This window comes from Fictibacillus enclensis, from assembly GCF_001457035.1.
GTDB classification, from domain to species: Bacteria; Bacillota; Bacilli; order Bacillales; family Fictibacillaceae; genus Fictibacillus_C; species Fictibacillus_C enclensis.
In genome coordinates, this window is the sequence record NZ_KQ758619.1 from 14,336 (window position 1) to 27,627 (window position 13,292).

The 13,292-nt window shown below is 45.0% G+C and carries 16 protein-coding genes; 14 read left to right on the top strand and 2 right to left on the bottom strand.

The features are described 5' to 3' along the window. Nucleotides 1-7: 7 nt before the first annotated feature. From mnmG to AS030_RS15435, 7 genes are all read left to right on the top strand, one after another. Nucleotides 8-1,894 (top strand): tRNA uridine-5-carboxymethylaminomethyl(34) synthesis enzyme MnmG, encoded by a 1,887-nt coding sequence (mnmG, locus tag AS030_RS15405; protein ID WP_061973095.1) that lies wholly within the window; start codon nt 8-10, stop codon nt 1,892-1,894. A gap of 16 nt (nt 1,895-1,910) precedes the next feature. Then, nucleotides 1,911-2,627 carry a 16S rRNA (guanine(527)-N(7))-methyltransferase RsmG gene (rsmG, locus tag AS030_RS15410; protein WP_061973097.1) on the top strand — a complete coding sequence of 239 codons (717 nt, stop codon included), beginning with the start codon at nt 1,911-1,913 and terminating at the stop codon, nt 2,625-2,627. A gap of 134 nt (nt 2,628-2,761) precedes the next feature. After that, entirely contained in the window at nt 2,762-3,616 is an 855-nt protein-coding gene (gene noc, locus AS030_RS15415) for a nucleoid occlusion protein (RefSeq protein ID WP_061973100.1), read from the top strand. A 159-nt stretch (nt 3,617-3,775) separates the two neighbouring features. Beyond that, nucleotides 3,776-4,549 carry a ParA family protein gene (locus AS030_RS15420; RefSeq protein ID WP_061973102.1) on the top strand — a complete coding sequence of 258 codons (774 nt, stop codon included), beginning with the start codon at nt 3,776-3,778 and terminating at the stop codon, nt 4,547-4,549. Beyond that, nucleotides 4,530-5,375, top strand: a complete 846-nt coding sequence (locus AS030_RS15425) for a ParB/RepB/Spo0J family partition protein (protein WP_061973105.1) — start codon at nt 4,530-4,532, stop codon at nt 5,373-5,375. The genes AS030_RS15420 and AS030_RS15425 overlap by 20 nt, the downstream gene beginning before the upstream one ends. 67 nt (nt 5,376-5,442) lie before the next feature. Beyond that, nucleotides 5,443-6,177, top strand: coding sequence for a DUF554 domain-containing protein (locus tag AS030_RS15430; protein ID WP_061973108.1), 735 nt, complete (start codon nt 5,443-5,445; stop codon nt 6,175-6,177). 83 nt (nt 6,178-6,260) lie between these two features. Beyond that, on the top strand, nt 6,261-6,740 hold the full coding sequence (locus tag AS030_RS15435; protein WP_061973111.1) for a GNAT family N-acetyltransferase: 480 nt from the start codon (nt 6,261-6,263) through the stop codon (nt 6,738-6,740). A 76-nt stretch (nt 6,741-6,816) separates the two neighbouring features. On the opposite strand, the gene yyaC is transcribed toward AS030_RS15435, so the two are convergent. After that, complete coding sequence (yyaC, locus tag AS030_RS15440) at nt 6,817-7,458, bottom strand: spore protease YyaC (protein WP_061973114.1); 642 nt, start codon at nt 7,456-7,458, stop codon at nt 6,817-6,819. A 386-nt stretch (nt 7,459-7,844) separates the two neighbouring features. Between yyaC and AS030_RS15445 the strand changes: the two genes are divergently transcribed. From AS030_RS15445 to rpsR, 6 genes are all read left to right on the top strand, one after another. Next, entirely contained in the window at nt 7,845-8,645 is an 801-nt protein-coding gene (locus AS030_RS15445) for a mechanosensitive ion channel family protein (RefSeq protein WP_082635877.1), read from the top strand. 75 nt (nt 8,646-8,720) lie between these two features. Then, the gene (locus AS030_RS15450; RefSeq protein WP_061973117.1) at nt 8,721-8,918 is read left to right on the top strand and encodes a DUF951 domain-containing protein; all 198 of its coding nucleotides are present in this window, start codon (nt 8,721-8,723) and stop codon (nt 8,916-8,918) included. A gap of 182 nt (nt 8,919-9,100) precedes the next feature. Beyond that, nucleotides 9,101-10,198, top strand: coding sequence for a redox-regulated ATPase YchF (gene ychF / locus AS030_RS15455; RefSeq protein WP_061973120.1), 1,098 nt, complete (start codon nt 9,101-9,103; stop codon nt 10,196-10,198). Between the two features lie 191 nt (nt 10,199-10,389). Continuing rightward, complete coding sequence (gene rpsF, locus AS030_RS15460; RefSeq protein WP_061973123.1) at nt 10,390-10,677, top strand: 30S ribosomal protein S6; 288 nt, start codon at nt 10,390-10,392, stop codon at nt 10,675-10,677. Nucleotides 10,678-10,704: 27 nt separating this feature from the next. Beyond that, the gene (ssb, locus tag AS030_RS15465; protein WP_061973125.1) at nt 10,705-11,214 is read left to right on the top strand and encodes a single-stranded DNA-binding protein; all 510 of its coding nucleotides are present in this window, start codon (nt 10,705-10,707) and stop codon (nt 11,212-11,214) included. Between the two features lie 58 nt (nt 11,215-11,272). Continuing rightward, nucleotides 11,273-11,506 (top strand): 30S ribosomal protein S18, encoded by a 234-nt coding sequence (rpsR, locus tag AS030_RS15470; protein WP_053356327.1) that lies wholly within the window; start codon nt 11,273-11,275, stop codon nt 11,504-11,506. Nucleotides 11,507-11,697: 191 nt separating this feature from the next. Here rpsR and AS030_RS15475 read toward each other — a convergent pair whose 3' ends face one another. Continuing rightward, nucleotides 11,698-12,141, bottom strand: a complete 444-nt coding sequence (locus AS030_RS15475; RefSeq protein WP_061973127.1) for a YtoQ family protein — start codon at nt 12,139-12,141, stop codon at nt 11,698-11,700. Nucleotides 12,142-12,341: 200 nt separating this feature from the next. Between AS030_RS15475 and AS030_RS15480 the strand changes: the two genes are divergently transcribed. Next, on the top strand, nt 12,342-13,289 hold the full coding sequence (locus AS030_RS15480) for a YybS family protein (protein ID WP_061973129.1): 948 nt from the start codon (nt 12,342-12,344) through the stop codon (nt 13,287-13,289). Nucleotides 13,290-13,292: the final 3 nt, after the last annotated feature.

A 13,292-nucleotide genomic window follows, 5' to 3' on the forward strand; every position in this document is an offset into this window, starting at 1 on the left:
AGAAATAATGGGATATGATGCAGGCCAATTTGACGTGATTGTCGTTGGAGCCGGCCACGCAGGGGTTGAAGCCGCACTTGCTTCTGCAAGAATGGGAGCTGAAACCCTTTGTTTAACCCTTAACCTGGATACCATTGCCTATATGCCGTGCAACCCGTCTGTCGGCGGTCCTGCCAAAGGAATCGTCGTGCGCGAACTTGATGCGCTCGGTGGGGAAATGGCTCGAAATATTGATAAAACGCATATTCAAATGCGTATGCTGAATACCGGAAAAGGACCTGCGGTTCGTGCGCTCAGAGCCCAGGCCGATAAGTTTATGTATCAGAATGAAATGAAAAAGACCATGGAAAACACCGAACACCTGACACTGAGACAAGGCATGGTTGAACGCCTTTTGATGGAAGATGGCGTTTGTAAAGGTGTAATCACCAAAACGGGAGCAGAATATCGCGCTTCTGCCGTGGTTCTGACCACAGGAACTTACCTCCGAGGGAAAATCATCATTGGTGAGCTTTCTTACGAGAGCGGTCCAAACAACATGCAGCCATCGGTTAATCTTTCTTACCATCTTCAAGAGCTTGGTTTTCAAATGGTCCGCTTTAAAACAGGTACTCCTCCGCGCGTTAACAGCAAAACCATTGATTATTCTGTTACAGAAATTCAACCAGGTGATGAGGTACCCCGTGCTTTTTCATATGAAACAACGAAGTATATTACAGACCAGCTTCCATGCTGGCTGACCTATACCAGTCCTGAAACACACGAACTCATTAATGGAAACCTTCACCGTTCCCCAATGTACTCGGGAATGATCGAAGGAACCGGACCCCGGTACTGCCCTTCCATTGAAGATAAAGTGGTTCGTTTTAACGATAAGCCGCGCCACCAGATTTTTCTGGAACCGGAGGGAAGAAATACTGAAGAAGTTTATGTACAAGGTCTTTCTACAAGTCTGCCAGAAGATGTACAGCGGAAAATTCTTGCCACCATTCCTGGCCTCGAGAAAGCTGAACTGATGCGTGCCGGTTATGCGATTGAATATGATGCCATCGTTCCAACCCAGCTGTGGCCGTCCCTTGAAACGAAGCTCGTTGAAGGACTCTTCACTGCCGGACAGCTAAACGGTACGAGCGGCTATGAAGAAGCTGCCGGGCAAGGAGTTATGGCGGGGATCAATGCTGCGTTAAAAGTGAAGGGCAAAGACCCTCTGATTCTGGACCGGTCCGAAGCCTATATTGGTGTACTCATCGACGATCTCATTACAAAAGGCACAAATGAGCCGTACCGCCTGCTTACTTCACGTGCCGAATACCGTCTGCTTCTCCGCCACGACAATGCAGACTTGAGGCTCACGGAAAAAGGCTATGAAATCGGCTTGATTCCTCAAGAACGGTATGACCGGTTTTTGGTGAAAAAAGAAAAGGTTCGCCAGGAAATTGAACGTCTTGAGCATGTTACCGTCAAACCTACGCCTGAAGTACAGGACATTCTTGCAGGGGCAAAAAGCTCACCTCTAAAAGAACCGATGACAGCAGCTACCCTTTTAAAACGGCCGGAAATCACGTATGATGTGGTGGCACAAATTCATCCTGCCGAGCCGGCTGTGGATGAAGTGATTGCCGAACAGGTGGAAATCCAGGCGAAATACGCCGGATACATCGACAAGCAGCTCGCTCAAGTGGAACGAATGAGAAAAATGGAAAACAAAAAGCTGCCAGTTGATCTGGACTATATGGCCATTAATGGACTGGCAACCGAAGCGAAACAAAAATTGCTTGAAGTCCGTCCATTGTCTGTTGGCCAGGCTTCCCGGGTTTCCGGTGTGAATCCTGCAGACATTTCAATTTTGCTTGTTTACCTGGAGCAGGGGAAACTGGCCAAAACCGCAGATTAAGCGTTTGGAGGACGAAATGGATATAACAACCTTTGAAGAAAAACTCGGGGAGAAGGGCATCCGCCTTTCTTCCCGCCAGCTTCAGCAGTTTGAAGACTATTTTCACATTCTCGTGGAATGGAACGAGAAAATGAACCTGACCGCGATTACGGACAAAGAGGAAGTTTACCTGAAGCATTTTTATGATTCACTGTCTGCGGCCTTCTTTTTCGATTTTAATCAGGAGCTGTCGGTTTGCGATGTGGGTGCAGGAGCAGGTTTTCCGGGCATCCCGCTGAAAATTTGTTTTCCCCATATTAAGCTTTCAATCTGCGATTCATTGAAAAAACGAATTACTTTCTTGGAGCACTTAACACAAAAGCTGGAATTAAGTGATGTATCACTTTATCATGACAGGGCAGAGACCTTCGGACACCGTCCAGAAACACGCGAGGCATATGATCTTGTACTGGCCCGTGCAGTGGCAAGAATGTCTGTTTTAAGTGAATTGTGTCTCCCCCTTGCCAAAAAGGGCGGACATTTTCTTGCGATGAAGGGCTCTCAGCTTCCGGAAGAGATGAAAGACAGCAAAAAGGCTGTCCAGCTATTGGGCGGAAAGGTAAACGATGTTTTTTCCTTTAAGCTGCCTGAAGAGAACAGCGACAGATTCATCGTTCTGGTGGACAAAGAAAAAGCCACACCAAAAAAATATCCAAGAAAGCCAGGGACACCAAACAAGAGTCCTCTTTCATAATCTGCAAGCCAATGTTTCACGTGAAACATTGGCATACATACGCTGGCATACCAAAGAATTTTTCAAAAACCGGCAGGAAAACAGATGGGCAGAGCGAAAATCTAAGATAGATAACAAAAGGTGGTGTCATTCATATGAAACATCCTTTTTCACGTTTATTCGGCATCGGCGAAAAAAATCAGACAGCTGAAGTTGAAGAGAAAAACGATAACGAAGAAATAGTGCAGCTCCCGGTGAAAAATATTCACCCGAACCAATTCCAGCCCCGTACCGTTTTTATAGATGAACGAATTGAAGAATTATCACAAACGATTGAAACGCACGGAATTATCCAGCCGATTGTGGTCAGAACATCCGAAAATGGTTCCTATGAAATTATTGCCGGAGAACGCCGGTGGCGAGCTGTTCAAAAGCTTGGCTGGGAAGCCATACCGGCGATCATCAAGGAATTTGATGATGGTCAGACGGCTTCTGTTGCACTTATAGAGAATCTGCAGCGCGAAGAACTTACAGCCATTGAAGAAGCGATGGCCTATGCCAAACTTCTTGAGATTCACGGCCTTACCCAGGAAGGTCTGGCACAGAAGCTTGGAAAAGGACAGTCAACGGTAGCGAACAAACTCCGCTTGCTGAAACTTCCCCAGCCCATCCAGGATGCGTTGCTGCAAAAGCAAATCACTGAACGCCATGCAAGAGCTCTCATTATCCTTAAATCCCCCGATAAGCAGGAGGCCGTCCTGAATGAGATTCTGGAAAAACACCTGAACGTCAAACAGACGGAAGAACGTGTGAAAAAGCTGATTGAGGGAGAAAACCAGGAAAAGAAACCTGTTGCGAAAAGGAAATCCTACAGCAAGGACACGCGGCTGGCCATCAATACTGTCCGCCAGTCCGTGGATATGGTTCTCCAAAGCGGCCTTACCATAAATACAGAAGAAGAGGATCATGAGGAATTCTACCAATTCACGATCCGCATACCGAAAAAGTAACCGTCACAGCTCCTTTCAGCCATCCTGAAGGGAGCTTTTTTGTGGGTGAAAACCGAACATTTTTCTGCGCTTTTTTATGAATTTTCCGTAAGAAAAAAGAGGAATTCATGATATGATGAAAGAAATGAACTCTCGTAAAGAATTGAGGTAGGTGTCATCGTGGCTAAAACCATTGCAATTGCCAATCAAAAGGGTGGGGTTGGAAAAACAACGACATCCGTGAACCTCGGAGCATGTTTAGCTTATTTCGGCAAAAAGGTTTTACTTGTTGATATAGACCCGCAGGGGAATGCTACGAGCGGAGTTGGCGTCGATAAAGGCGATGTGGATCAATGCATTTATAACGTGCTTGTCGACGACGCAGAAGTAAAAGACATCATTATGGAAACGATTTGCGAAGGATTACATATATTGCCGTCGACCATTCAACTGGCTGGTGCTGAAATTGAACTGGTGCCGACCATTTCCAGGGAGGTAAGGCTGAAACGGGCCCTTTCGTCTGTTGAACGCCAGTATGACTTTATCATTATTGACTGCCCTCCTTCTCTCGGACTATTGACCATTAACTCACTCACAGCAGCAGACGGAGTGGTCATACCGGTACAATGTGAGTATTATGCGCTCGAGGGTTTGAGCCAGTTGCTGAATACGGTCCGCCTCGTACAAAAGCATTTGAATACGGATTTGACCATTGACGGTGTTCTGCTGACAATGCTCGATGCCAGAACCAACTTGGGAATCCAGGTTATTGAAGAAGTGAAAAAGTACTTTCAGGATAAAGTCTATACCACCATTATTCCTCGAAATGTTCGTCTATCTGAAGCGCCAAGCCATGGAAAACCGATTATTATTTACGACCCTAAATCCAGAGGTGCAGAAGTTTATTTAGAATTAGCGAAGGAAGTGATTGGCAGTGGCGAAAGGGTTAGGTAAAGGAATTAATGCATTTTTTCCGGGCACGGATTTTGAAAATGAAGATACGGTCTCTGAAATCAAAATAACCGAACTGCGTCCCAATCCCTATCAACCGAGGAAAGTGTTTAATGAATCAGCTATTGCAGAACTGACAGAGTCCATCAAGGAGCATGGAGTTCTGCAGCCGATCATTGCAAGAAAAAGCATTAAAGGCTATGAAATCGTGGTAGGAGAACGCCGTTTTAGGGCAGCAAAGGAAGCCGGATTGGAACGGATGCCGGTAATCGTTAAGGAATTTACAGAGCAAAAGATGATGGAAATTGCCCTGATTGAAAATCTTCAGCGTGAAGATTTGAATCCTATCGAAGAAGCTCAGGCTTACCAGAAGCTCATGGAGCATTTGAAAATCACCCAGGAGGAACTGGCAAGCCGTGTGGGCAAAAGCAGACCGCACATTGCCAACTTTGTGAGACTGCTTCAGCTGCCGGATCCTGTTCAGGACATGATGTCCCAAGGGGAGCTTTCCATGGGGCACGGGCGGGCACTGCTTGGATTGAAAAAGAAAGCAAAGATGCAGGCGGTTGTCGAGAAATGCGTGAATGAAAAGCTCAACGTCCGCCAACTTGAAAAGCTGATCCAACAGGTGAATCTTAACGTTCCACGTGAAACAAAGAAAAAAAGCGAGGATAAAAGTGTCTTTATCGTCGAAAAGGAATCAACACTCAGAGACCATTTCGGCACTTCAGTTTCTATTAAACGGACAAAACGAAAAGGCAAAATAGAAATTGAATTTTTCTCCGATGAAGATCTGGAACGGATCCTCGATCTCATCGGAAAGCAGTAAAACCATCGAAGCGGTGGTTTTTCTTTTTGTACTTTTAAAACATCATGGGTAAAGGCGGGAAAGAAAAGTGGCATTATTAGGGACACTGGTCAATGGCCTGGCCATTATTATCGGGAGCTTGCTGGGGCTTTTTTGGAGAAACATTCCCGAAAAAACAAAAACAACCATCATGCAGGCGATGGGCCTGGCTGTTATTATTCTTGGAATTGGCATGGGCTTAAAGAGCAAGCAATTTTTAATTGTTATCGCCAGTCTGGCGATCGGAGGTGTGCTGGGTGAGAAACTTGATCTGGAAGGAAAGCTTGGCCAACTGGGACACTGGCTTGAGGCCAAGCTCGGCGGCAAGGAAAAAGGCGGCATTGCCAATGCTTTTGTGACCGCCACGCTCGTATTTGTGATCGGGGCCATGTCCATTGTGGGGGCACTGGATAGCGGACTGCGACATGATCACGCAGTACTTTATACTAAATCAATGATTGATGGATTTTGTGCGATCTTTTTCACATCAGCACTTGGAGTTGGCGTTATTTTCTCAGCTGTGCCTGTGGTGCTCTATCAAGGGCTGATTGCCCTGTTTGCCACCCAGATTGACCGGTTTGTCCCGGATGCGCTCATGCAGCAGATTATCATCGAAATTACCGGAACAGGCGGAATCATGATCCTTGCGATTGGTCTGAACATTCTCCGCCTCACCACCATCCGGGTGGCCAACCTGCTGCCGGCGTTGCTGTTCACCATTCTGATCGTATGCATTATCTACTATTGGGACAAACTTTCGGCCTTTGCAGGAGGAACCTTTTAAAAGAATGCTAGTACCTTTTTTTGAAGGAAGACGAGTGTGTTTTTGCTGCGAATCAATCCAATCAGGATAGGAGTTATTGATAAATGATTTCTTTAAGAAAAGTTCACCCTGCAGATTTAGAGCAGCTGTTAGTTATCGAGAACGAAGGCTTTTCGAGAGAAGAAGCTGCGACAAAAGAAGCGCTTGCGGAGAGGATTCAACGAATCGCTGACACCTTTATTGTGGCAGAAACGGATGGGAAGATTCTAGGGTTTATTAATGGACCTGTTATTAACCAGCCTTACATCACCGATGGCCTTTTCAAGGAAATCATAGAAAATCCGAAAAGAGGCGGTTATCAGAGTGTATTGGGATTAGCAGTCTCTAAACAGGCAAGAAATCAAGGGATTGCGAAGCTTTTAATCGAGAAAATGGAAGAGCTTATGAGAGAGAAAGAAAGAGAAGGAATTACGTTAACGTGTAAACAAGAGTTAGTCTCTTTTTATGAAAAATTGGGATTTGTTAACCATGGCATTTCTGAATCCAAACACGGCGGTGTAACATGGTATAACTTGATCAAATGATAAAGGCATATGAAAACGACCAGACGGCGATCTGGTCGTTTTTGATTTACCTATATATGGGTGTAACTTCAATTTGTTAAAAGGCGGGCTTCTTTTTATTGATCGCGTATAGATCTTCTTTAATGGGAAGCGGTGTGATGTTCTTTTTCACCCGCTGGCTCATGGATGCGAAATACAAAGAATCCGCGATCAATTCGGCCATTTTCATAACAACGCTTAAGCGGGTGTTCTGGAGAACGAAATATTCCATAAATCCGCTGACGTTCACGATACCGGTTAAATGCATGTCGCCAACCGGCGGAAGCTCCTTATTGACACCGGCACCTGGTTTGACCGGTCCTTCCCCAATGGAGACCATTCCCACATGGTTGAGTTTTCCGAGGCACGCATCAATTCCTATTATAAAAGCATCCGGATGCTTTTGTTCAATCATTTTCAGCTTATCTTTCAGGTTGACCGCATGTACCGGATCGTCCAGCGTCCCGTACACATGAAACGGAAAGGCTTTGATGGTATGAAGCTTGGTACCCACCAATGGGCCAAGGGCATCCCCGGTGGAACGATCTGTCCCAATGCAAACCACAACCACTGGAGTGGTTTGCGTATTAGGAAGAAGGTTCCCAATTTTTTCTGTGATGAGCATACAAGCTTCTTTTTCCTCATGGTGCATTTTATATTGAAAAGGTTTATCGGGAACGAGCTTCCTTTTAAGGAACATAAAATCCACTCCTTTAAAATGTTACTACCAGTATACGGACTGTTTGGCAATACTATACATCGAGTAAGGACTTAGCTGCCATCATTTTTTCAACGCGCCAGAACGAGTAGGATTCAGTTTTAGTCGGAGCAGGCTGTGCTTCTGGTCCCGTAATGCCTTTTGGCTTTCCTTTAGTTAAATGTTTTATACCCCCTTCCTCCGGATTCTAAGCCATGGTTCTTTTAAAGATGTGTTAATCGTTGAAAATTCAACCGAAATTGGGTACATTAAGGCATAGCTAAGATTTATATGGAGGTTGGAGCGGAGTGGAACTACTCAATATTGCCCAGCAGGCAGAGGAAGTGTACAAGCAGGTTGGTAATGGCGATTTATGGATCAACCTGGGCATGAAAGTGCTGAAGATTGTCCTTATTTTATTCGGGGCTGCCATCGTTGTTAAAATTGTAAGGGCGACCATCGCAAATATATTTAAAATCAGGATGAAAAGCCCGTTGCGGATGTCGGAGCGACGTGAAAATACACTGATCCGGCTTCTCGATAATGTGGCTGCCTATCTTATTTATTTTATTGCGCTGCTTATGGTGCTGACCGAATTTAACATTGATGTTAAGGCACTGCTTGCTGGAGCGGGTGTGGTCGGACTGGCTATCGGTTTTGGTGCGCAGAGTCTGGTAAAGGATATTATCACCGGCTTCTTTATCATATTTGAGCAGCAATTTGCAGTAGGGGATTATGTAAGAATCAACGCATTCGAAGGTACGGTGGAAGAAATCGGGCTGAGAACGACGAAAGTCAAACAGTGGACAGGTGAGCTTCATATCATACCGAACTCGTCCATCACAGAAGTGACGAACTTCTCCATTAATAACAGCATTGCTGTTGTGGATGTCAGTATTGCCTATGAAGAGGATGTGAACCGGGCCCAGGACATCATTGAAGAAGTCGTGAAACAAAAAACCGTCGAGTATCCAGAAATGGTAGCTGAGCCGGAAGTACTCGGTATTCAGTCAGTCGGGGCAACGGAAGTCGTGATCCGGGTGACAGCAGAAGTGCTTCCCATGACCCACTTCAAAATAACAAGAGAACTGAAGAAAGCCATCAAAATCCGTTTGGATGAGGAAGGCATTGAACTTCCCTTTCAAAAGCTTGTCTCTTATCATAAAACAACACTTGCAGAACATGAATAAACATAATAGTTATTGTGTCAAAGTGGTTTTCTCTATAAAATAATATAAAAGCAGAGCGTTTGGGGAGTGATGGACTTGGAAGGAAAAGAGTTCTTTTTGAATGATGAAGTGGAAATGAAAAAGCCACACCCATGCGGAACCAACCGTTGGAAAATTATCCGCATGGGGGCTGACATCCGGATTAAATGCTTGGGCTGCCAGCATAGTGTTCTAATTCCCAGAAGAGACTTTGTGAAGAAAATGAAAAAGGTCCTGGTATCCAACCAGGAATAAAAAGATACTTCCTGTGTTCCACGTGGAACAAAAAAAGCAGAACCGACGTACTCAAGCGAAGGTTCTGCTTTTTTGTATAACTTGTTTTTTGCCTGCCAACACCCTATAATGATGAAAGATGTGCTAACAAGTAACTGAACGACAAAATATATGATGATTGAAATCAATGAGGAGTGGAATAAATGGCTTTAACAACTGGAATTGTCGGTCTTCCCAACGTAGGGAAATCGACGCTTTTTAATGCCATCACACAGGCTGGCGCGGAATCTGCAAACTATCCGTTCTGTACGATCGACCCCAACGTAGGGATTGTTGAGGTGCCGGATGACCGCCTGCACAAGCTGACAGAGATGGTTCAGCCTAAAAAAGTGGTTCCGACAGCATTTGAATTTACGGATATTGCCGGTATCGTTAAAGGTGCAAGCAAAGGGGAAGGTCTGGGCAACAAGTTCCTTTCTCACATCCGCCAGGTGGATGCGATCCTTCAGGTAGTTCGTTGTTTTGAAGATGAGAACATCACGCACGTTTCCGGAAAAGTCGATCCGATTGATGATATTGAAGTCATCAATCTTGAGCTTATTTTTGCAGACATGGAAACCGTCGATAAGCGGATTGCCAGGGTTGAAAAATTGGCGAAGTCAAAAGACAAAGAAGCTGTCGCTGAACATAGCGTTCTTTTGAAAATTAAAGATGCATTGCTGAATGAACTTCCGGCAAGAAGCGTGGAACTGACGCCTGAAGAAAGTAAAATTGTATATGGCCTTCACTTGCTTACCATGAAACCGATCCTTTATGCGGCAAACGTCAGTGAAGAGGATCTGTTGGAAGGCGGAAATGAGCATGTGGAGAAAGTAAGGGAGTATGCTGCCCGCGAACATGCTGAAGTCATCGTGATTTGCGCCAAGATCGAAGAGGAAATCGCAGAGCTTGAGGGTGACGAAAAGAGTGCATTCCTTGAAGAGCTCGGTATTCAGGAAGCAGGCCTTGACCAGCTGATTCGTGCGTCTTATTCTCTTCTTGGGCTGGCAACGTACTTTACAGCTGGTGTACAGGAAGTGCGTGCATGGACATTCCGCAAGGGCATGAAGGCTCCACAGTGTGCGGGTATCATCCATACGGACTTTGAACGCGGATTTATTCGTGCTGAAGTGGTTGCTTATGATGATTTGATGAGCGCCGGCAGCATGGCGGCTGCCAAAGAAAAAGGCCGTGTGCGTCTTGAAGGAAAAGAATACGAAATGAAAGATGGAGATGTCGTCCACTTCCGTTTCAACGTTTAATATCGTGGATTTTTGATAGGAAAAGCGTTTTTGCTTTTCCTTTTTTCTATTAATCCTTGAATGTCCTTGTGTTTTGTACGGGTATTTGCTATAATTCATTATTGTGAGTTAATTATCGATTGTATAGAAATGTTGATAGTTTACTCCTTGCCCTATTGTTGGGCCGTTTAGACCAAAAGGAGGTGACCGGAATGAAAAAGTACGAAATCATGTACATCGTCCGTCCAAATCTTGAAGAGGATGCTCTTAAAGCTGTGAAAGAAAGAGCGAAGACGATCCTTACTGATAATGGTGCGGAAATCGCTAACGAGAAAGAAATGGGTAAAAAGCGTCTAGCATATGAAATCAACGACTACCGTGATGGATATTACACGCTATTGACCATCAATGCTCCTGTAGAAGCGATCAATGAATTCGACCGTCTTATGAAGATCAACGAAGATGTTCTTCGTTTCATGACAATTGCAGACGAGAGATAATTTTTTAACGTTGAAGGAGAGGTTCTAATGCTAAATCGTGTAATCCTTGTTGGACGTTTAACGAAGGACCCGGAATTGCGCTATACCCCAAGTGGTGTGGCAGTTGCAAACTTTACTTTGGCAGTAAATCGTACATTTACAAATCAGCAGGGTGAGCGCGAAGCAGATTTCATCAATTGTGTAATCTGGCGTAAGCCGGCTGAAAATGTGGCCAACTTCTTGAAGAAGGGTTCACTTGCCGGAGTAGACGGACGCATCCAGACACGTTCTTATGACAATAACCAGGGACAGCGTGTATACGTGACTGAGGTTATGGCTGAGAGTGTCCAGTTCCTTGAGCCGAAGAGTGCGAATGCGGGCGGAGGACAACAGTACCAAAGCCAGGGCGGAAACAACTTTGGCGGGCCATCAGGTGACCGCGGTTATGGACAGCAACAGAACCAAAACCAGAACCAAAAGCGCAGTAACTTTAATGATGACCCATTTGCCAACGATGGCACGCCGATCGACATCTCTGATGACGATTTGCCATTCTAAGACAAACATACATTGAACGGCAACATATAAAAACTCAATTAGAAGGAGGGAAATAAACATGGCTGGACGTCGCGGTGGACGCCAAAAGCGTCGTAAGGTTTGTTTCTTCACTGTAAACAAAATCACTTACATCGACTACAAAGATGTGGATCTTCTTAAGCGTTTCGTATCTGAGCGCGGAAAGATTCTTCCTCGTCGTGTGACAGGAACATCTGCTAAATATCAACGTCAATTGACTCGTGCTATCAAACGTGCACGTTTCATGGCGCTGCTACCATATGTAACTGAATAAATTTCAGTTTTTAAAAAGCACGGTAAAGATCAGTCTTTGCTGTGTTTTTTAATTGTACTGGAAAAGTTTTGATCGAAGTGCAAGGTGCGAGACTCCGACGGGAAAAGCGAGCATCCTGGAACGGAAATCAACGAGTAAAGAAACAACAAAAAAAGCGGCCAAATCCATTGGATTTTTGCCGCTTTTCTTTATTACGATTCAAAGATATAGGAGAGGGCTCTGACTGCCTGTTCCGGGGTTTCGACCACGAGGCTGGCATGGTTGGAAAGCTCTTTTAACGGGTGATGCAGTGACTCGGGACGAATCAGGATCAAAGGCTTTTGCAGGGCAGTGGCTCTAGCGGCGTCCATTGCTGTGTTCCACTGCTTGTATTTTTCACCGAACAAGGCGATCACGACATCTGCTTTTTTGATCAGGATGTCTGTACGGAGATTGTTGATGCTCGAGGCGGCCTCGTCCTTCAAAACGGCATTGGGCTGTTTACCAAGGATTTCTTCCCCGATATTATCCGACCGCTCGTGGTCTTCCATCGGACCGACAAAGGTGATGGGAAGTTCCCGCTCCCTTGCTTGCGATTTGATTTCTTCGCGCCAGTCGTCATGAATTTGTCCTGCCAAATATACAATTAGCTCCATGAGATCTCCTCCTCTTTCCTGGTGGTTTGTAAACTAGCTGGCTAGTCCCAGTTCCATTATAAAGGACATCATGATAAGGTAGATACTGATGTGCATGTTAGATTTGGCAAGATAGGGTTAAGCTAATGAATATCATTGGATTTACAGCAAATAATTTACTACAATAAGGACCGTAGGCAATAAAGCCAGAGGTGAACCAATTGCGGAAAACATCAACCATCGTAGACGGAGCTGTAATGGCTGGCGTTTACATTATTCTTATGCTAATCAGTCTGAATGTGCCGATTATCAGCATATTAACATATTTTTTACTGCCGCTTCCGATCATCCTGTTTGCATATAAGCATGGATGGAAGCCGGGTCTGCTCGTATGGGCGGTTACGCTCGTATTATCCTTTGTGATGGGAGGAACAGCAGGACTTATTTATGCGTTCTCATCCGGTCTCATGGGGATTATAATGGGTGAATTGTATAAGAGGAAGACATCTGCATTTGGTGTCCTTTTGGGCGGAAGCCTTGCCAGCGTCTTTAATTTTCTGATGCTGCTGGTTTTTGCAAAGCTTCTCTTGAACCTTGATATCGTAAAGGATGCTCAAAAGCAGTTTACCAGTGTCATTGACCAGGCATCCAAGTTTTATAAAGACAGCGGCCAGGATCTGTCCCCCCAGCTCGACCAGATGCGGGAGCAGGTGGCCATGATCCCGTACATGCTGCCGACGGCGATTATCATCGGGGCGATTGCAGTCACCCTGATTACCCAATGGCTTGCTGCCCTTGTGTTAAAAAGAATGAGGTTCGACTACCGGCCATTTCCGCCATTCCGCGACTGGTCGTTTCCAAGATCATTTTTGTGGTATTACATTTTGGCCCTTTTGCTTTCTTTTATAAAGATGGACAAAGGGTCTGGATTATACATCCTAATGATCAATTTATTTATCATATTGACTCTTGTACTTGTCGTACAGGGTCTTACCGTTATCTTTAGCTATGCCAAAAATAAGGGCTGGCCCAAGGCCGTTCCCGTATTTATATCTGTGTTAGTAATATTTACTTCCTCCATTCTGCCGATTATTATGGAAGTCGTTAAATTCTTAGGTATAATTGACTTAGGGTTCGAAATAAAGAAACGGATAAATACCAGACAGTAGGAG

Coding starts and splice junctions, on each gene's coding strand:
- mnmG (WP_061973095.1), top strand. CDS start 8: ATGGGATATGATGCAGGCCAATTTGACGTGATTGTCGTTGGAGCCGGC.
- rsmG (WP_061973097.1), top strand. CDS start 1,911: ATGGATATAACAACCTTTGAAGAAAAACTCGGGGAGAAGGGCATCCGC.
- noc (WP_061973100.1), top strand. CDS start 2,762: ATGAAACATCCTTTTTCACGTTTATTCGGCATCGGCGAAAAAAATCAG.
- AS030_RS15435 (WP_061973111.1), top strand. CDS start 6,261: ATGATTTCTTTAAGAAAAGTTCACCCTGCAGATTTAGAGCAGCTGTTA.
- yyaC (WP_061973114.1), bottom strand. CDS start 7,458: ATGTTCCTTAAAAGGAAGCTCGTTCCCGATAAACCTTTTCAATATAAA.
- AS030_RS15445 (WP_082635877.1), top strand. CDS start 7,845: ATGAAAGTGCTGAAGATTGTCCTTATTTTATTCGGGGCTGCCATCGTT.
- ychF (WP_061973120.1), top strand. CDS start 9,101: ATGGCTTTAACAACTGGAATTGTCGGTCTTCCCAACGTAGGGAAATCG.
- rpsF (WP_061973123.1), top strand. CDS start 10,390: ATGAAAAAGTACGAAATCATGTACATCGTCCGTCCAAATCTTGAAGAG.
- ssb (WP_061973125.1), top strand. CDS start 10,705: ATGCTAAATCGTGTAATCCTTGTTGGACGTTTAACGAAGGACCCGGAA.
- rpsR (WP_053356327.1), top strand. CDS start 11,273: ATGGCTGGACGTCGCGGTGGACGCCAAAAGCGTCGTAAGGTTTGTTTC.
- AS030_RS15475 (WP_061973127.1), bottom strand. CDS start 12,141: ATGGAGCTAATTGTATATTTGGCAGGACAAATTCATGACGACTGGCGC.